13 protein-coding genes are annotated in these 18603 nt (G+C 54.7%); 4 read left to right on the top strand and 9 right to left on the bottom strand.

Annotated features, from left to right (window positions below; translation table 11 throughout):
- Positions 1–3: 3 nt before the first annotated feature.
- On the bottom strand, positions 4–1386 hold the full coding sequence (locus VNZ60_RS03430; RefSeq protein WP_325657010.1) for an undecaprenyl-phosphate glucose phosphotransferase: 1383 nt from the start codon (positions 1384–1386) through the stop codon (positions 4–6).
- Positions 1387–1397: 11 nt separating this feature from the next.
- Positions 1398–2624, bottom strand: coding sequence for an XrtB/PEP-CTERM-associated polysaccharide biosynthesis outer membrane protein EpsL (epsL, locus tag VNZ60_RS03425; RefSeq protein ID WP_325657009.1), 1227 nt, complete (start codon positions 2622–2624; stop codon positions 1398–1400).
- 1616 nt (positions 2625–4240) lie between these two features.
- Between epsL and VNZ60_RS03420 the strand changes: the two genes are divergently transcribed.
- Positions 4241–4924 carry a phosphatase PAP2 family protein gene (locus tag VNZ60_RS03420; RefSeq protein WP_473964749.1) on the top strand — a complete coding sequence of 228 codons (684 nt, stop codon included), beginning with the start codon at positions 4241–4243 and terminating at the stop codon, positions 4922–4924.
- Between the two features lie 114 nt (positions 4925–5038).
- Here VNZ60_RS03420 and VNZ60_RS03415 read toward each other — a convergent pair whose 3' ends face one another.
- Positions 5039–5455 carry a 4-oxalocrotonate tautomerase gene (locus VNZ60_RS03415; RefSeq protein WP_325657007.1) on the bottom strand — a complete coding sequence of 139 codons (417 nt, stop codon included), beginning with the start codon at positions 5453–5455 and terminating at the stop codon, positions 5039–5041.
- A 184-nt stretch (positions 5456–5639) separates the two neighbouring features.
- Here VNZ60_RS03415 and VNZ60_RS03410 point away from each other — a divergent pair, with 184 nt between their 5' ends.
- Positions 5640–6221 (top strand): TetR/AcrR family transcriptional regulator, encoded by a 582-nt coding sequence (locus VNZ60_RS03410; RefSeq protein ID WP_325657006.1) that lies wholly within the window; start codon positions 5640–5642, stop codon positions 6219–6221.
- A gap of 33 nt (positions 6222–6254) precedes the next feature.
- On the opposite strand, the gene VNZ60_RS03405 is transcribed toward VNZ60_RS03410, so the two are convergent.
- Positions 6255–6974, bottom strand: coding sequence for an SDR family oxidoreductase (locus VNZ60_RS03405; protein ID WP_325657005.1), 720 nt, complete (start codon positions 6972–6974; stop codon positions 6255–6257).
- A gap of 164 nt (positions 6975–7138) precedes the next feature.
- Here VNZ60_RS03405 and VNZ60_RS03400 point away from each other — a divergent pair, with 164 nt between their 5' ends.
- A complete protein-coding gene (locus VNZ60_RS03400; RefSeq protein ID WP_325657004.1) occupies positions 7139–8092 on the top strand; it encodes a LysR family transcriptional regulator in 954 nt (317 codons plus the stop codon).
- A 241-nt stretch (positions 8093–8333) separates the two neighbouring features.
- Here VNZ60_RS03400 and VNZ60_RS03395 read toward each other — a convergent pair whose 3' ends face one another.
- Together VNZ60_RS03395 and VNZ60_RS03390 are read right to left on the bottom strand one after the other, a co-directional pair.
- Complete coding sequence (locus VNZ60_RS03395) at positions 8334–8879, bottom strand: TetR/AcrR family transcriptional regulator (RefSeq protein WP_325657037.1); 546 nt, start codon at positions 8877–8879, stop codon at positions 8334–8336.
- A gap of 431 nt (positions 8880–9310) precedes the next feature.
- A complete protein-coding gene (locus tag VNZ60_RS03390) occupies positions 9311–9997 on the bottom strand; it encodes a DUF2076 domain-containing protein (RefSeq protein ID WP_325657003.1) in 687 nt (228 codons plus the stop codon).
- A gap of 345 nt (positions 9998–10342) precedes the next feature.
- Here VNZ60_RS03390 and VNZ60_RS03385 point away from each other — a divergent pair, with 345 nt between their 5' ends.
- The gene (locus VNZ60_RS03385) at positions 10343–11656 is read left to right on the top strand and encodes a glycerophosphodiester phosphodiesterase family protein (protein ID WP_325657036.1); all 1314 of its coding nucleotides are present in this window, start codon (positions 10343–10345) and stop codon (positions 11654–11656) included.
- A gap of 144 nt (positions 11657–11800) precedes the next feature.
- Here the strand turns inward: VNZ60_RS03385 and VNZ60_RS03380 are convergent, their stop codons facing one another.
- The 3 genes from VNZ60_RS03380 to VNZ60_RS03370 form a co-directional block, all read right to left on the bottom strand.
- Positions 11801–14206, bottom strand: a complete 2406-nt coding sequence (locus VNZ60_RS03380; protein ID WP_325657002.1) for a TonB-dependent receptor — start codon at positions 14204–14206, stop codon at positions 11801–11803.
- A 360-nt stretch (positions 14207–14566) separates the two neighbouring features.
- On the bottom strand, positions 14567–16171 hold the full coding sequence (locus tag VNZ60_RS03375; protein WP_325657001.1) for a flavin monoamine oxidase family protein: 1605 nt from the start codon (positions 16169–16171) through the stop codon (positions 14567–14569).
- Positions 16172–16284: 113 nt separating this feature from the next.
- Positions 16285–18222, bottom strand: coding sequence for a thiamine pyrophosphate-binding protein (locus tag VNZ60_RS03370; protein ID WP_325657000.1), 1938 nt, complete (start codon positions 18220–18222; stop codon positions 16285–16287).
- Positions 18223–18603 lie beyond the last annotated feature (381 nt).

The raw sequence follows: 18603 nt of genomic DNA, 5'->3' as shown, positions 1-18603 counted from the left end.
GAACTAATACGCGCTGTCTTTTTTCAGCACTTCCTTGACCGTACGAACGATGATCCATAGATCCAGCGCCAATGACCAGTTACGCAAATATTCCAGATCGAATTCGATGCGCGAACGCATTTTGTCCAAGGTATCGGTCTCTCCGCGGTATCCATTCACCTGCGCCCATCCGGTAATTCCCGGTTTCACCTTATGCCGCAACATGTAGCCTTGAATCAGCTTGCGATACATTTCGTTATGGGCGACAGCGTGCGGCCGCGGGCCGACGATACTCATGCGGCCTTGCAATACATTAAAAAACTGCGGCAGTTCGTCAAGCGAGGTACGTCGTAGAAAACCGCCGAATTTCGTCACGCGGGCATCATTTTTCTTAGCCTGATTGACCACGGCGCCATCCTCGGTGACGGCCATCGAGCGAAATTTGTAGACCACGATTTCCTCGCCGTTCAAGCCGTACCGGCGCTGGGAAAAAATGATGCGGCCCGGCGAAGAAAGCTTTACCCCTATCGCAATCGCCAGCATGACCGGCAGCAGCAGGATCTGAATCAACAACGCCAGGACAATGTCACTGCCGCGCTTCACTACGCCGCGCAGACCCGTGAATGGCGTTTCGCAGATGCCGATTACCGGGATGCCGCCGACATGGTCGAGACGCGCCTGTATCAGTCCGAAGGTATAAATGTCGGGCACGAAGTAGACCGACGCTGTGGTATCCCGCAACTCGTCCATCAAGGCCAGCACTCTCGGTTGCGCCGACATTGGCAAGCAGATGAAGATCGTCTTGATCTTATGCTCGCGTACATAAGATCCAACCTCTGCGATAGGGCCCAGGTACGGACTAGTCAGGTCAGAGGGCCGATTGGTTTGATCGCGATCGTCAAAGAACCCGCGTAAATCGATGCCAGCGTTGCTACCCGACATCAGGGACTTGTGAATATCGCTCCCAGGTTCGTTGGAACCGACGATTACCGCCGAGCGGACTTCAACTTTCTTGCCGAAATTGAACGCCAGCTTATGTGCGGTCAAACGACTCAGCAGCAGCGCGAAAGGGGCCAGCGCAAACCAGGTCCATATGACGCTGTCGGAAAATTCATAGCGCAATCCTGTCACCTGCCCCATCAACGCCAGGACTGCAACGATGATCATCCAGCCAAAGAAAATATCGCCCGCGTAACCAAGTTGCTTGACAACGTGCAAGGTGCGATACAAGTCGATCTGTTCGTAGATATACGAGGAAATGAAGAAAGCGATAATCATCAGCACCAGGTAATTACCGGTGAACACCTCGTCCTTTGCCACGATGACCAGATACAAGGAGCCAAGAATAATAGCCGGGTCAAGCAGGCGCTTGAAGAAGGAAACTAGCGGGATGTCATTCTCGGTCATTTTTCCCTACCTCAAAATGCATAGCGTGTATTCAGCATCACGCCGTTATTCACAAAGCCGCCTGGCGTACTGGTTAAAGCGCGTGTGCTGCGGATGCCAGACAACTGGACTTGCCAATGCAGCGTCGGGTTGTAAATCATGGTCAGCGCCGTGTTGCGCAGTACATCGTTTTGATTCGGCGAGCCGGGGGTGCCGGTCTCTATCGATTGGCTGAAATCTCTTTTCTGATATTTGAATTGCGCTACCAGGCGGATTTTTTCCGAGTACTGCCAAGCCGACGCAATGCTGCCGCCGTGATTCATGGAATAGACAGTAGACAGATCGTCGACGGCGCCGATCTCGCGAAACGCGGCGACAGTGAGATCGATTTTCCCGGTAGGCGACCAGTCTGCGGCGACCCGCGAATTGATGCCGCTGAAATCCCTGATGGACGGGGCATCTTGTTTTCTACTGACCCAGCCGCCTAAAAAGTGCAGCTTGGTCTTGCCGCTCAACATCCAGTCAACCTTGCCCTTGATTTCATCCTGGTTATAACCGTTGAACACCTCCGAACCGGCGATCTGTTCCGGGTTCGGAAAATCGGCGCGGGTATGACGCAGCTGGACACCGACGGTGCTGCCGGTGGCGGCCAGATAGTCGAGCCCCACCTCAGTTTGATTCTGTGAATTATCGGCCGGCCGTTGCGAATCCAGGTCGTACGACAATTTGCTGTGTACCAAGCCGGCGTGTACGCGCCAGCTCGGGTGGAACAGCCAAGAGCCGTCAACATAGGCAGTCTCTTGCGTGCGCAGGTTTTTTTCCAGCAAATGGAAATCGATGAAAGGAGTCAGTCCTTGCGAATAGGTGATGCCGGCATTGCCCTCGACGTGAGGCCCGACATGCCAGTTCCAGTTGGCGGCCAGGTTTTTATCCAGATGATCGAGTTGCTGGAATCTGTCGTAATCGACCTTGGCGACACTCACATTCGCCGTCAGATGCTGTTGGCTGATGCTCTTGTCGATGGCCAGGCCGAACAGCGCCCTGCGCGTGTAATCCGATAGATCGCTGCCTATCCCCATGGCTTGCGCGGCGGCGGAATTTTGCAATCCCAGCAGATTGCTGTCATAGCTGACGCCGTAACCGGCATAGGGCTTGACCGAATCCGGCGCTGCCACAATGACATCGGGCGGCGGCATGACGTCTGTCGGCACCAAGTCGTTGGCGACGGCTAGCAGCGGTACGCCGGAGCATATTGGCAAGAGAAAAATTACCTTACATGACAATTGGAAAAATCCTGCGCGGCGGTTTGTTCTTCTGTTCATTGCATACCTCTTATAGTGCGTTGCTTGCACCAAAAATCTGTTGACTAGACTTCACTGACACTTGAAAAAACTTTCTTCCTTCCAAAAAAATGGCAGGAACAGTCGTTTAAAAAATCAGATCGGCTCGTCGGAAAACCGGTAACTGGCGAAGCATGTATTTTTCAAAAGATGCAAGCCACGGGCGAAAGCTAAACGAAAAGTAAACTAATAAGTCGATCGATTCCGTACGCAAACGTACACAACGCGAGTTATAAGCACCGCTTCTTGTCATCGCAGGATTGAATCGCGCAGTTGCTTGGTGTCAGCTTTTACTTCAACTTTCAGGTCAGCTGTTACAACGGCGGCTACATCAAAGCGCGCTAAAGACAAAACAGAAACGGCAAGAAAAATGATGGATGGAATGCAGGGCGTGTTTGCAGCACATGCAAAGGCCCTTGCGCAATGTTTGTCACACGGGTATCGGCATCAGGCGAACGCTAAGTGCTCGTCTTGTGGGCCGCAGCCGGATGCCTCGTTGTCCTGACGGGATTGCAATATTGATCTGGCGCGTGGCGCATCAGAGAGACGTGTTTTTTGCATGATCTTTCCTTCAACAAAATACTTATCACACCAGGTACTGGCGGATATCAGGAATCTGAGCAAAGTCGGAACTGGCTCCCACGCTCCCCTACCTTTTTTAAATAGGGAAAGAGAAGTTAGCCCGGCTTTTCGACATGAAAAGGAGTTGCGCGGCCTATGCTGCAATACAACATAAGCACGTCACCTAGAGACTGCAATTTATGTCGTGAGTTCATTCAAGGCCCGTTTTTTTACAATTAGTAGCACATCGGTTTTCACATTAACAACTAAGCTGCTGATCGAAAAAAAATGTGGCAGCATCAAGATTGCCAGCATGTCAAACCTTGAGATTTGACTTAGCTGCATGCAAGATATCCGAATATGAATCGTTGTCGAACCCTTACAGAATGGGCATTGCCGACAGGCCACATAATGAAAATAAAAAATTTCGAATACGAAAGATCATAGAAATGTATGAGATATTATTTATCCAATTATCGTATCTCGGCAGCTATGAAATTTCTGCTGGACAATATTTCATTGCGATTTACAAGAGATTCGGATGAATGTTATTAGCCCTTAGTATCGTCCAGATATTTAATTGTGCAAGGCACAAATTCGTTAAATATCCGGCCCATCGAAAATGATTACTCAAGGCAACAAAAATGTGCGCAAAGGCGCCTTCGGCTATTCAAACTTAAGATGAGATCAAAACGGGGGGGTGAAATTTTCTGTCCTGGATTTCAGCAGAACGGCTTGCTTCTCCTGCGCGGTCTGCCGGATAAAATAACGCAGCAAATAACGCAACAAATAACGCAACAACGACCATATGGATTACAGTCACAGCCGGGTTACCCACAACAGATGCTAATGAAAAAAACGAAGAAGACGGCATGCGCTCCGAACGCTGGAGCCTGCCATGCAAACAAAATGCGTAACAGTATGACTAAGGGGAGGCGGCTATCATGTGGAACAATTATCTGAATCTTTCTGTGATGAATTGGCTGGCGCAATTCACATCGATGTCAGCGCCCTTCAACCAGATCGTTCACTACATTTCCGGTTCGGATCTGTTCAAGGGCATACCCTTCATGGGCATACTTTGGTATTTCTGGTTCAGGGATAGCGATCCTAAATCAAAGACCAGGGAAATCATTATCGCCACCCTGATCGGCTGCGTGGTCGCCGTCTTCGTTGCCAGAGCCGCGAACAATATGGGCCCGTATCAGCCGCGCCCGTTTGCCAACACTGCGCTGCCTTATCACACATTCGTCGGACTACCGGTGCCAGAGAGCCAGGCTTTGTATATATGGAATTCCTTCCCTAGCGATCACGCCACTTTATTTTTCAGCCTTGCCACCGGAATTTTTTTGATTTCAAGAATGACTGGAACCCTGCTCTATCTCTATACGTTTATTTTTATTGCCCTGCCACGGGTGTATCTCGGCTTGCACTACCCTACCGATATTCTCGCTGGCGGAATTTTGGGTTTAGCCTGTGTCTGGCTCAGCACGCGGACCAGCGTGATCAAGCTCTATGGCCGGCGCAGCAGCATGCTGCTGGCTCACTACCCTGCGGCCTATCAGGCGGCGCTGTTCATCATCACCTTTGAAATAGCGACGATGTTCGGCGACGTTCGCATGCTGCTTGAAGGAATCGTCAAATACTTTCCACGATAGGATTGAGGTGAAAACTGGCCGGCCACAGATAAAAGCAGAGTTGTGCGCCTGCTTGTATCAGACCGGCCATTCATTGCTTCTGCGGCATGCCCGCCCCGCATCAAAACACCAGGCTCAGCTTCGGGCGACGAGTTCACCCAACTCCGTATTGGTCCGCGCCTTGCCACCTAGATTCCAGGCGCCATCCACGGCGTGAACGACATTGATGTAAATGTTGTCCTTGGGCTGTTTGCCGCCAGACATTTCGTAAATGATATTTGTGGCTTCTTCGAAATAACCCAATTGGACCTCGCGGTTGGTGAAAGCGAAAGACGGTACTTTCCATTCGATGAAGGCGACGGCCGTCTCCTGCATTCCGGTGAACGTCTGCTCTTTGGGTAGAACGTGGATCGAACCAATGACGTTGGGCGTCATCACTTTGTTGCCGCTCAAGCCGTGCCATTTCAACATGGCTTCGGAGAGTCGAGCGAATGCGATTTTTTCCTGGCCCTTGGGTAATACGCCTTCGGTCAGGGTGAGTGTGAGGGGCATGAGTATCTCCAATCGTGAGGTTTGGGGGTCGCCACGGAATGTTGCGTGCGTTGCGTGGCAAAGCGAGGCCGTGATATAACGATCGCTATACATCCTTAAAAATAACGATCGTTATACAATGTTATAAATAACGATCGTTATTTAGTCAAGCCCTAAATCACAAACGATCAGTGCGAGAACCAATATGAAGTACGGACCAGGACAAAAAGAAGAGGCGCGAACCAGGATTCTCGGCGCGGTCGGGCGGGGATTCCGCCGCCTTGGCTATGGCGGCATCGGTGTCGACGGCCTGGCCAAGGAGGCCAGCGTAACCTCGGGCGCGTTCTACGGTCATTTCCCCTCGAAGGCCGAGGCCTTCAAAGCTGCCGCCCTGATCGGCCTGGTCGAGCTGCGCGAGGGGATAGAACATTTGCGCGCCAGCGAAGGCGATGCATGGCTGGCTGCATTCGCTGACTTCTACACTAGCGTAAGGCGCAGCTGCGAACTCGGAGAAAGCTGCGCGCTGCAGAGCCTGACACCGGATGTTGCGCGCGCCGATAGCGACACCAAGATCGCCTATGAGGCAGAATTGCTGAAGGTGGTGGATGCCGTAGCCAACGGCTTGCAGCACGGCACGCTAGCCGCACGTCGCAAGACCGCATGGGCCATCCTATCGGTATTGTCCGGCGGCGTCACGCTAGCACGCTCGGCCGACGACGAGAAGGTCGGCGCGAATATCGCGAATGCCATCAAGAGCGCCGTGCTCATTCTGGCCAAGGCCGGTTAAGGTTTGAGCGCTCCTCGTTTTCCATCCCTTGATTCAGACCAAAACGCCACCGCCATCGATCACGATCACCTGCCCGGTAGCATACGCGTTGTTCATCAGATGGATATAGGTTTGCGCGATATCGTCGGCCTCGCCGACCCGCCCAACCGGCAGCCCCGCACCAGCCTGGCGGTACATCGCTTCGCGTTCACTCTCCGGAACGTTCGACCACAACGGTGTGCGCACGAAACCGGGGCTGACGATGTTTACCCGGATCGGCGCCAGCTCGACCGCGAGTGCACGCATGAAGCCCTCCATCGCGCCGCAAATGCTGGCAACCACCGTCCAGCCTTTCTGCGGCCGCACGCTGGCGATGCCGCTGGTGAGTACTATCGATCCACCGTGCCGGATATTCGGCGCCGCCGCTTGCACCGCGGCAATCGCGCCAAACACGCGCAAATCGAAGGCCTTGCGCGCCACGCTCATGTCCGTACGCGCCAGTTCGTCAAGTTGCAGACTATCGCCAGCCGTATAGACCAGATGATCGAAACTGCCGATGTCGGCAAACAGCTGGCTGACCGAAGCGGCGTCGGTCAAGTCCGCAACCTGGCCGTCGGCACCCGCACCGAGTTCCGCGACCGCCGCCGTCACCTTGTCCTGGCGCGAGGACGATACAAGCACCGTCGCGCCCTGGTTCAGCGCGGCGCGTGCGGTCGCAAATCCGATGCCGGAGCTACCGCCAAATATCACAACTTTCTTGTTTTGCAAGTTCATGCCGATCCTTTGTTGATTGCGTCAAATGACGTGTGCAAATTATGTTTGCATAGTTGAATTTGATAAACGATGATCTATTTACTTCACTCGTAAATATGTCTTTTGAATCCAGATCTTTTGAATCTAAACCTTTTGAATCTAAACTTTTTGAATCAGGCTTCTGAATGGACCGCTTCGTTAGCATGTCGATCTTCGTCCGCGTCATCGAGCGCGGCAGCTTTGCCGCAGCCGCGGAAGGCAGCGGCATGACCCCGACCATGGTCGGCAACCACGTCCGTGCGCTCGAACGCCTGCTTGGCGCGCGCCTTCTCAACCGCACCACGCGACGCCAGAATCTGACTGAAACCGGCCGCAACTACTACGAACAGTGCATCAGCATTTTGGCGCAGCTGCAGTCGGCGGAAATCGATGCGCGCGATATGCGAGCACGGCCGCGCGGGCGCCTGCGCGTGAGTGCACCGATCATCTACGCCACCTGCAAACTTGCACCGGCCATGAGGGACTACCTCGACAGCTATCCCGATGTGCATGTGGAGCTGGCGCTGAACGACCGCGTGGTCGATCTTGCCGATGGCGGTTTCGATGCTGCGATCCGTGTTGGCGCCTTGCCGGATTCGAATCTGATCGCGCGGCCGCTGGCGCCCTCGCCGCGGATCGTCTGCGCGGCGCCCGAGTATCTGTTAAAACACGGAACACCGGCAACACCGAAGGATCTGGAAAATCACCACTGCCTCGCTTTCGGATTTGACAGCGGCCCTGAGCGCGATTGGCGTTTCATCCTCGCTGACGGCTCGCAACAGATGGTGCGCGTGCCTGGCCGCCTCGATGTCGGCGGCGGCCTGGCATTACGTGAAGCCGCGCTCGCCGGCCTCGGCATCATCTTGCAGCCGGAGATGATGCTGGAGCGCGAGATTGCCGAAGGGAGACTTATCCGACTGTTTGCCGACTTGCCGGCGCCGACGTTTCCGGTACATATCGTCTATCTGCCCGAACGCAAGCTGACGGCCAAGCTCGCCAGCTTTGTCGACTTCATGACTGCTCGATTCGGCCCTGGTCCGAATCATGTGGCGCGAACACACGGTGGGCATGGGGTCGCCGCTTACGCTGAAACTTATTGAGTAGGCGGGCGCTTCGTGGTTTTCTTTTTAGTTTGGAGCGGCGCAGTATCGTTATCGCCCTGAACTGAAAGCTGGCCACCGGTTCCTAAGCCGCCCGCTACTGTCTGCTGGCGATAGTTCCTCACGGCGCGCACGATGTTGTTATACGATTTAGCTTTCTGAACCTCTTTCCATTTTTCGCCCTCAATGGGCCGCCTGCGAAACAACTCCCCCGCCGCTTTTATTACGCTGATTACACTGATTACGCTGGGTTTCTGGCCTGATTCAACAGCAGCTCCGCGGCCTGCCAGGCTCGCTCTGCCACCGACGGATCATTGAACGCGCGGGCATCGACCGTGGCGCCGTCGAGCAGCATCATGAAAATGCCGGCCAACTGCTTTGCATTCTTGCTTGGTACTATTTCCAGTAACAGTTCTTCGAACCAGCTGAGCATTTTCACTCTGTAGCGAATGGCAACCTCAGACACGCCGGGATAGGAAGTGCCGAATTCCGCCAGCGCGCGTTCGAACAGACAGCCGGCGAATTCAGGGCTGCGAAACCAGGCTCCGTACCAGTCAAAAATACCTTTGATGCGGGCGCTGGCGTCTGCCATCGGCTCCAGATGCTGGACGAGGCTGTCGATAATGAAAGTGAAGCGCTGTGCCAAGACTTCCCCGATCAGGTCGTTTTTTCCAGCGAAATGACGATACATGGTCATTCTCGCAACGTTAGATTCGTCAATGATCCGATCGACGCCGACCGGATGGAAACCGTGCATGGAGAAAAGCTCAGTCGCCTTTTCCACCATTTGCTGGCGCTTGTCTCTGCCCGCCCTATTTTTGCTGTCCACCACGTACTCTCCTATGAAATGTCAAACTTGCTGCAGCACGTCTGTAAGCAAAACAACAGCATGACAAGACGCTATCTTCTGACGCGAAAACTGCCGCCAATCGCCAGGCAACCGTAAAAATGCTCAGGATTTCAAGCTGACATGTGGAGGAATTGTACAAGACATGGGTAGAACGATCTATATCTTTTAGTGCTTATCGGAAATAAATTTATTGCAGCGGAAAGGCTTCCGGGGTGATGTGAACAGACAGCTCGTCGGCTACCCTTTAGGTAAAGGTTGTTGGCCCACATCGCAGGCTATATCTCTTGGCTGGCGTCGCCGGCACAAACAAAAACGCCCCACCGGCTAAGGTGAGGCGTTGAATCGATTACGACGGCGCGCACTGACGCCTAGATTATCGAGGAATCATCATCTCCACTGGTATCGTCGGCAACCACGTCGTCCGTGCTTGTGCTGTCATCCTTTGCCGTATCGGCGCCGTAATAATTGTTGACGGTGTTGTTCTCCGTCGATGTCGTTGATGGCGTCGAAGGCGCCATGCCGGCTTGATTCATAAATCCGGCGCTGCTGCCGGGATGCATCAGGTGCTCAATTCCCTGGAACAGGAACGCCCCGCCCGCCACGCCTGCAGCCGTAGCCGCAACGGTGCCTAGCGCACTGCCGACGCCGCCGCCAAAGAAGCCCGGCGACGCCACTGGCGCCGGGCTTTGCATAAGAGGGGGCTGCATTGCCGCAGGCATGCTCGCCATCATTGGGGGTGCTGCCGGCGGTGCTACCGGGCGCGATGCTGTAGCCGAAGTGTTACCCCATGCATTGGGATCGAAGAAGCTGCGTGATGGGGTAGTTTGCGCTGCTTGGATCTGGATCTGGCTCTGCAGCGAAGCAATTTGTGTTTTGGCGGTGTTAAGCGCCTGCTCCATCAATAGCGCGCGCTGGACCAGCAGGTACGCTGCGTCCGGTTGCTGTGCGACGGCGCCGGCAATCAAGGCATCGGCTTGTGGATCTTTGGCTATGCCTCGCACCTGGATCAGTTGATTCAGAAAATCTTGTAGTGCTTGGGTTTCTTGCGGACTCATAACGATTGCTCCTATAACAAGGAAGAAGAATTACTCAAGCGAATATTATGCATATGGCCTGCATAACCGCCCCATTGGTTCAACACCACCCTACATGGGGTCTGGCTGCGCAATTTCCGCAATTATTTGTATCTGTTTGAAACGACCGTAATTGGTCAGGCTTGACGGCCGTACTTGCATCGTCACGATTCTGTCATGCGCCTAAGCTATTATCGGTTGCCAGCCATTCCCCACTATCTTGAAAGATTAGCCATGTACACTCGCCTGTGTCCGCCCCTTGTCACAAAATCCCTGGCCCACTTTACCGTTCTTGGATGCGGCCTGCTATTGAGCGCTTGTAACAGTATGAATGGGAGTTCACCTGGCTCCGGGCCAACCGCATCTGCTGCGTTCAACACCCTTGACGGTGCGCCGCCGTTAATTATCGGACATCGCGGCCTGCCGGGACTGTATCCAGAGGAGACCCGCGCTTCTTACGAAAATGCAGCCGATGCCGGCGCCGATTCGCTCGAACTGGATCTGCACATGACCAAAGACTGCGTATTGGTGGCGCGCCACAATCCATGGTTGAGCGACAACACCAACATCAGCGAAGTCGCGCAGACGAATCCCAAAGTTGCAAGCCGTAAGCGCACTGTTCCAGGCGTATTGGTCAATGTCAGATATCCCGCCACGACAGAAAATGGTCCGGCACAGTACCTGAGTGACTTGACCGACCCCACCGATCCGAAATCGGTATTGAAATCATTAATCGTTGATGGCGAAGACCATACCAACGACTGGTCAATCAGCGATTTCACGATGGCCGAACTGAGGCAATGGATAGGCGGTACCACTTACGATGCGCGCGAGCAGCGCCCAACCGAACTTAACGGCAAGTTGCCGATTTTGAGTTTTCAGGAGGTGATCGACATTGCAAAAGCTAAAAGCGCAGCGACAGGTCGCGTCATTACGACCTATCCAGAAAGCAAAAATCCGATCTGGAACAATGCCCAGGCGATTGCCAATGGTTGCGGCACACCGGGCAGCCATCCGTTTGAGGAGGCTTTCCTCAAAGCCCTCAAAGACAACGATCTCAATCGCAAAGAGGCCCCGGTCTTTGTGCAAAGCTTTGACCCGGCCAGCTTGAAATACCTGCGCTCCATCGGCCTGAAATCCAAAGCGGTTCAGCTGGTCGATGGCAACGGCATGAACTTCAAGACCGGCGAAACCATTTTCATCACTGACAAACCCAACACCTTCGTCAGTGGCCGCCCATACAGCTGGACCGTAGCGGGTGATCCGCGCTCCTTTGGCGCCATGCTTACGCCTGCAGGATTGGCCGAGGTCAAAACCTACGCCGACGGCATAGGTCCGTGGAAGCCGCAGGCAATGTCGCTCAGCGCCGCTCCAGCCAGGGATTCGTTGTCCAAAGCCAGCTTGGCCGAGGTCGACAGCGTCACGCCAACCAGCCTGATCAGTGATGCTCACAAGGCCGGTCTATTCGTCCATATATTCACCTTCCGCAACGAGGTGAAATACCTGGCAGGTGCTTATAAGGGGGATCCAAAGACAGAGTACATGGCCTTCTTCCGAGCCGGTGTTGACGGCGTATTTACAGATTTCACGCCTACCGCATTTGCTGCCCGCAATACTTATCTCAAAGAAGTAGCGCGCTAAACGACCGAATCCATACTCATCTGCTTTATTGATTTGATTTCTATAGCACCGCAGGCATGATAAGTGGCTTCACCTGTCCGCCGGCCATCCTGATGGCTGGCGGCGCTAAACTTCGCGTGGCGGCTTATATTTATATGCCAGGCCTCATGAAAAATCGGCCTTCAAGGTCAGGAAACCTTGGCGCGGCGGAATCGGATATGTGTTGTAGGTGCCGCTGGCGGCGCCTACCACCACTTCCAGCGGACCTTGCCGGTTCGCCAGATTCGTCACGTTAAAGTTCCATCGCGGATTTTTCAATATGCTGCCCATGTAAGGTAGCTTGCCGGACAGGTTCAGGCCCATCAGGAAATAGCTGGACACATGGAGATCGTTTGTATAAGTCGCATAGCGCTTGCCGACAAAATCGCCGATTAGCTGTATCTCTACGCCGCTGACGGTGGCAGTGCCGACGAACTTGTTCATCCAGGTTGGCGCACCCGGCACCGTCTTGCCGGCGGTTTGCACCACATTGGTACCCGACGTGTAGTTGCTGTCGTACTGGGATTTGTTGTAAGAGATGGCATCGTAGAAAGAGATATTGCGGCCAAAATGCAAGGTGCCGGCAAGATCGACGCCGTCGGTCTTGACGCTGCCGACGTTGGCCAGGATGGCTGTACCGCCTACGATCGAGCTGATGACGGGCGTCGGACTGATCGACAGCAAGCGGTTGCTGAAATCAACATGGTAGAGATCTATCTGGCCGTCGAAGGCTTTGATCACGCCCCAATCAAGCTTGCGAGAGTCGCGCAGGCCGAGCTCGTAGGTAATTGAAGTTTCCGGCTTCGCCGTCGACTTGAATAAATCAAACGCCTGCTGGCTGGCCAGGCTCCAAGGCGATGCGCCGCCAGCGCCGTAGGTAACGAATTGCCGCATGTTTTTCTGGACGTTGGCGAACACCTGGTCTTGCGGCGACAGATTCCAGCGCACGCCGACACCCGGCAAGAACCAGTTCTTGGTGACGATCTCGCCTACCGGCAACGCCTGCGAACCGTTGCCGATGGCTGCCGGCGCTTCCTGCACCGGGAAGCGGCCGTCAGCGAACTGCAGGCTGGATTTGAAGCCGGCTTGCAGCGTGACATCCGGATGCAGTTTCCATTCATCTTGCAGGTGGAACTGGGCTACCTTGTTGTCGATACCGCTGCCGTACTGAGTGATCAGCGGATTCGACGGACGCGTATATGGCGAGCTTGGATTATTGACGTCCAGGGCATACCAGCGCCGATATGCTTCCGAGCGATTATGCTCAAGCCAGATACCCGATTCTATCTGGTGATTACCGGTCTCCCAGCGCAGCGTCGACAGGTAGCCGTCGCGGTTGATGGTGTATTCGGTAGTGCGTGTAGCGTAACCCGAGTTGCCGAAGATTTGTTTCAGGTTCTGATTCGGATAATAGACGGAGAACAAGGCCGGCAGCCCTGCCGCGCCGATAGGCCCCGCCACCACGCCGACGCCGTCGTTGTGATGGAAGTAGATTTGATTGGTCCAGGTCAGGTTGTCGCTAAGGTTGGCCTCGTATTTGGCGTAAGTCAGGAAATCGGTGCGTTGCGCATCGCTATAGTAGTTGCGGTAGTTGCTGCCGTCTGCGGCCGGTGTGGCGCCGGTTGGCGACAGATAGGCCAGTGCCGCCGGAAAATCCGGATAAAGGAATGGCCGGGTATAGGGTGCGCTTTTTTCACCAGCGACGTGCACGGTGGCATCTTCGTTCGGCTCGGTCTTGTCTGAGTAGTCCGCGTACAGGGTTAACTTCCCGGCGCTGCCACTGTGGACGAATTTTGCATTGATCTGATCGTCGCTCTGGCGGCCCTTGAAATCCCAGGCCCTCGCTTCGTGGTGCAGGCCTGAAATGTAGGCGCTATTGCCATCGCCGAATTCGCCGGTATCGACGCGGATGAAGGTGCGCGAGGTATTGTGGCTGCCGACGGTTTGCTGGAGGTTGACATTGTGCGTCATCAGCGGGTCGCTGGAAAAGGTTTCGATGGCGCCGCCGAGGTTGCTGGTCGATGCCGTACCGAGATCGCCGGCGCCAGTCGACAATACAACCCGGCGCACGTTTTCACTTGTAATGGCGCGCTGCGGCGACAAGCCATTGTAGTTGCCGTATTGCTGATCCCCGAGCGGCACCCCATCCATCGTGTAGCCGAGTTGCTGGCCATTAAAGCCATGCACGAACAGCGACAGATTCTGTTCGTTGTTTCCCCACGGGTCGGCGGTCTGGAAACTTACCCCAGGCAGCGTCTCCAACGCTTTCAGCGGATTCACGCCGGGCAGGATTTTCTGGATTTCATTGCCGCTCATGGATACCGTAGAACGCGTCTTGCGCGTGGAAATTTCGACAGCGGTTACCTGGCCGTTGTCTGCATCCGGCGCAACCGTTGCCGCATCAGGCGCAACCGCCGCGGCCACGGCCTGGGCGTATGCCTGGCCGCCGGCCACGGCGGCGCACAGAGTCGCCACGGCGACAGCGATTTGGGACGCATTGCGGCGCAGCGCCGGATACGAATTCTTGTTCATCAGTAGGCCTTATTGAAAAAATATCGGGATAGTGCAGCAGTGCGAGAGCCTAATGACTTCCCGTTACAGGGCGATGACCAAGAACGCTGGGTTGGCGACATATGTGGCTTTTGCGCTACTAAACGGCGGCGCAGTTTAACTAAACTGCGCCGCAGTCTAAACAGATCAATGTTGATCTATGTACGCTGGGTTTTGAGGAGTCGTAAGAGCGGCGCAGGTCATATCTTCATATTCCGCACGACAAAAAAACACCCCTTCGAGAGGGGTGTCTTAGAGTTTTCCTTAGCTAAACATCCGAACTATGTATGTTTAGTTGGGGGCAAATAACAATTGCCAGGCCTTGTTCCATCGTTGACTGGATTACGGCTTCTTTAATTTCTCCAGCCCGAATTTCTCCAGCATCATATCTGCAGTTTGCAGCGCCCCCTCCACCCAACCCTGGGCATCGGAATAGGCTTCGCCGCAAATATACAAGGGCTGCCGGCCAATCGGCTGGATGATCTTTTGTTTCACTTCCCAGCTTTTAACGCCGATGTTCCAGCTATTCCAGCCACCGCCGAAGGGGTCATCGCCCCAATCGCGGAAACAGGCGTCTTGTACCTTCGGGGTGTAGCTCAAGCCATGCATGGTGCCCAGCTGACGCGCCACTTCGGTAACCATGCGGTATGGCGCCTGGTACTGATCCCAGGCCAGCTCCGGATTTTGTTTGCGGTTTTCAGCCACAAACGGTTCGTTCACTTTGGCAATATGCTGGCCCCTGACCTTGGGTTGATGCCGCTGCGGCCGCAAGCCGTCCCAGAATCCGGTATTGTCGCCATCGTCGTAACTGGCCAATAACATGGCGGGGCCGATTTTGACCGGCGCACCATTGCTTTTGGGCCAGTAGTAGGTTTGCCGCACCGGGATGTCGGTTACGCTGCGTCCCGCCTCTACCGGCACCACGCTGCCGTCAGGCTTGCTATATCCGGCTGCGCGCCACCACGGACTGGCATAGGTGGTGAATAATTTAAACAGCGGACGCGGCGTGACAGAAGAGATCAGAGCGCTGGCTTCCTGCAGGATCGGGCTACTGTCCGCGAGCAGATCCAGCGAGCGGCGCGGCATGGCCAGGATCACGGAACTGGCGCGGATCGACTTGCCGTCAACCTGGAATTGAACTGCACCATCCAGACTTTCAAGCGCCGACACGCTGCTGTTCAAACGTACTTCACCGCCGGCCTCGACGAATAATTGCGCCAGAGCGCGGGGCACTTCCTGGAAGCCTTTGGTGAACCCCTTGTAAACTGGCTGAACCCCGAAATCAGACAAATACCAGGGAATGGCGTCGGCTGCGTTCCAATTGCACATAGTCGAGTCATAGCCGCCCGCATCCATTGAAAATTGATACGATTCGCCGTTAATTACGCGCATCAGCACGTTCCAGAATCCCTGTTGATACAGAGGTTTGCCGGAGAAGATGGCTTGCTGCGCCATTTCGCGACGCTGATCTTCGGTGAGATCCGGGCTGGTAATGCCAGGCACGATCTGCTCAATCGCATTGATCATGATGGAACCGGCGGTTTGCCCGTGATTCGGGAAGCCAAGCCGGTACGGGACCTCATCCGGATTGGTAGTAAAGTCGGACAGGCGCAAATAGGTGCCACGCAGATAGGCGATGTTTTGCGGTTCGTCGACCGGGAACGGATACAGTGTGATTTGCTCGCTATCCGGCAGCAATTTATTCAGCGCATGAATCAGGGTGCTGATCAGCGGTTGTACCTTGGGCAGAATCCGCATGCCGCCCAGTTCCGCCACCATATCGGGAATGCCGGGCGGCGTTACCGACAGCAAGCGCCCGCCAATATGATCGCTGCCTTCGAACACCACGATCTTTTGTTTCGGGTTAGCTTGTTTCAGCCGCCATGCGCTATATACGCCGGAAACGCCGCCGCCGACGATGGCGATATCGATTTTTTCATCTGCCATGATGCGTAATCCCCTTTTATGCAAGTAAGTGGAAGAACCAATCCCTGGAGCCAGCCGGGCAACATGTCGATGCCCGGCAGCACCCAGGGTGCTGCATTTGCTGCCGACGCTGCTTAGAAAATCACCGGGGTGTTCTGATTGTCGCCAGGGCTTGCGGCGGCAAGCAATTGTCCGTTCTGATGGAACAGATTCAAGGCGGGCTGCACCGGCGCTCTTGCGTGTTTTGCTTGTTTTCCGGTGTCGTCATCCGTGCTGGGCGGCGGTGGCGGATTCTGTGCGGTGCGCATATCCAGAATATAAGCTTGCTGATGCTGCAGGACATGATCCATGCCGCGCCGCACGGCCGCCTTGACGTCTTCCGGAGTGCGGACCACCTCGCCGTCGAGACCGCCCAACGCTTTTGCAATGGCGACAAAATCCATCACCGGACTTTGTATGCGCAGATAAGAGGGATCGGTATTGTAGTCTTTGGGGTGCCATTCATAACCTGGCGCGTTTCCGTACGCTGCGACCAGCTGTTGCAAGCCGTTTTGCAGGGTATGGTATTCATGATTATTGGTGATGATGTACAGCACCGCCAAGTTGCGATGCGCCGCGGTCCACCAGGTTTGCGGATAGAACAGCGACGAACCGTCGCCCACCGCCGCCACCACAAACTCGGTATCGATCTGTTGCCAGCCTTGCGGGCTCAACTTAATGCCGAGCGACGCCGGCATCGACCAGCCCAACGAACCGCCGCCAACGCAGTAATAGCTGATCGGAGCGGCGCCTTCGGTACCGAACGGCAGCAGGTACTGGAACGGTGCGGGATCGGAAACCGCCTCGTGCACATAGACAAATTTCCGGTTCAGATTGCGTTGCTTGATTTCTTCACGCAAAGCCTGGGCAATGACTACCGCTAAAATATTCGGCGCCGCCAGCGCTTCAATAAAATACTTATCCCACTGCACTCGCCGCTGCGCCGCGAGCACGGCCAATTTCGCATTGCGCGCGGCGGCCGGCGCAGACGGAGCGCTGCCTACCTGTGCATTAATGAGTGGCAGCGTTGCTTTGATATCGCCAAACACTGCCGCTTCGCCATAATAATTTTTGCCTATATCCCAAATATTATTGCTGAGGTAAAGCTGTCTGACAGCCGGGGGAATCAGAGCACCATCCGAATATTTAAAAATCGTAACCTGTGCCTGGTTGCTAAAGCCGCACAGAAATGCCACGTCATGATCCTTGAATACATTTTGCACGCCGGCTTGGGTACCTGGCAGCTCACCCTGCCAATGGCTATCGTCATTCGGAAAATTCGCCACGGCGCTGAAGGTTTGCAGTAATACGGGCGCGCCGATCAATTCCGCCATTTGCTGCAGTTCCGGCCAGGCGTTGGCATAGCCGACCGCATCGCCGGCGATGATGATGGGATTTCTTGCTTCTTTGAGCGCATTGGCAACCTGGGTAATCGACTCCGGTGCGCCGGTGAAATGCGGCGAAATACGCGTTACGCCTTTGATCTTGTCATTGGCGCCGATTTCGCGCATGGTGAACTCCCACGGAATCGATACGAACACCGGGCCGTTCGGAGCCGCCATCGCCTCTTTAAAGGCCCGTTGCAGTACCAGCGGAAGTTCTTCCGCGGCGCGTACTTCATGCGCCCATTTGGTGTATTGCCTGGCTAAATCAACCAGATTGGATGCCAGCAGCGGTTCCTGGGTAACCAGTTCATTTTGCTGTTGGCAGCATAAAATCACCAGCGGCACCTGCGAGCGCGAAGCATTGAATAAATTGCCGATGCTGTGTGCAATACCCGGTGTGACGTGCACCACCAGCACCCCCGGTAAACCGGTCATGCGCGCAGATCCCATTGCTGCACCGAGTGCGATGTTTTCATGCAGGCACTCAATGTACTCCACCTTATTTTCCGGATAGGAGGTGCCATCGATAATTGGAATTTCATTGGTTCCCGGCACACCGAAAATATAGTGAATGCCGAGTTCGCTCAAGATGTCGAATACATAGTCGCGTGCCCAGCGCGTCGGTGCCTGCCCAAGGTTGTTCGCCATTTGCTCCCCCTATTTAGACTAAGTTATCCAGCTAAAAAATGGTTGTGCATCTATCCATGCCGCTCAAGCGACGACAGCCTGCCCTGCGCCCCTGTCTCAATACCGCGATCAGCGCCAACGGATATTGGCAAAGCATTGCCTGCGCGTTCGTCAACTGCGCCGCTGCGGTTGCAGAGGTGTAGTCAGGCGATGAATGACGGGGATGGGAAGCAATGCAGGCAATTGTAGACCTGTATTTCCACAGAGAAACCTGCTGCAATTAACAGGTGGGAAATTTTTCTTATTCTGCTTACCCGAAGAACAATGACATATAGACAATGATTGCAGCGAGAGAACATGCCGTGACCAAGCTGCTACAAGGGTCTTGCCAGGACAAGCAGA

The sequence above is a fragment of the Collimonas sp. genome, from assembly GCF_035566375.1.
GTDB lineage: Bacteria > Pseudomonadota > Gammaproteobacteria > Burkholderiales > Burkholderiaceae_D > Collimonas.
The sequence above is the reverse complement of the archived record's forward strand: the minus strand, read 5'-3'. Positions and strand labels throughout refer to the sequence as shown.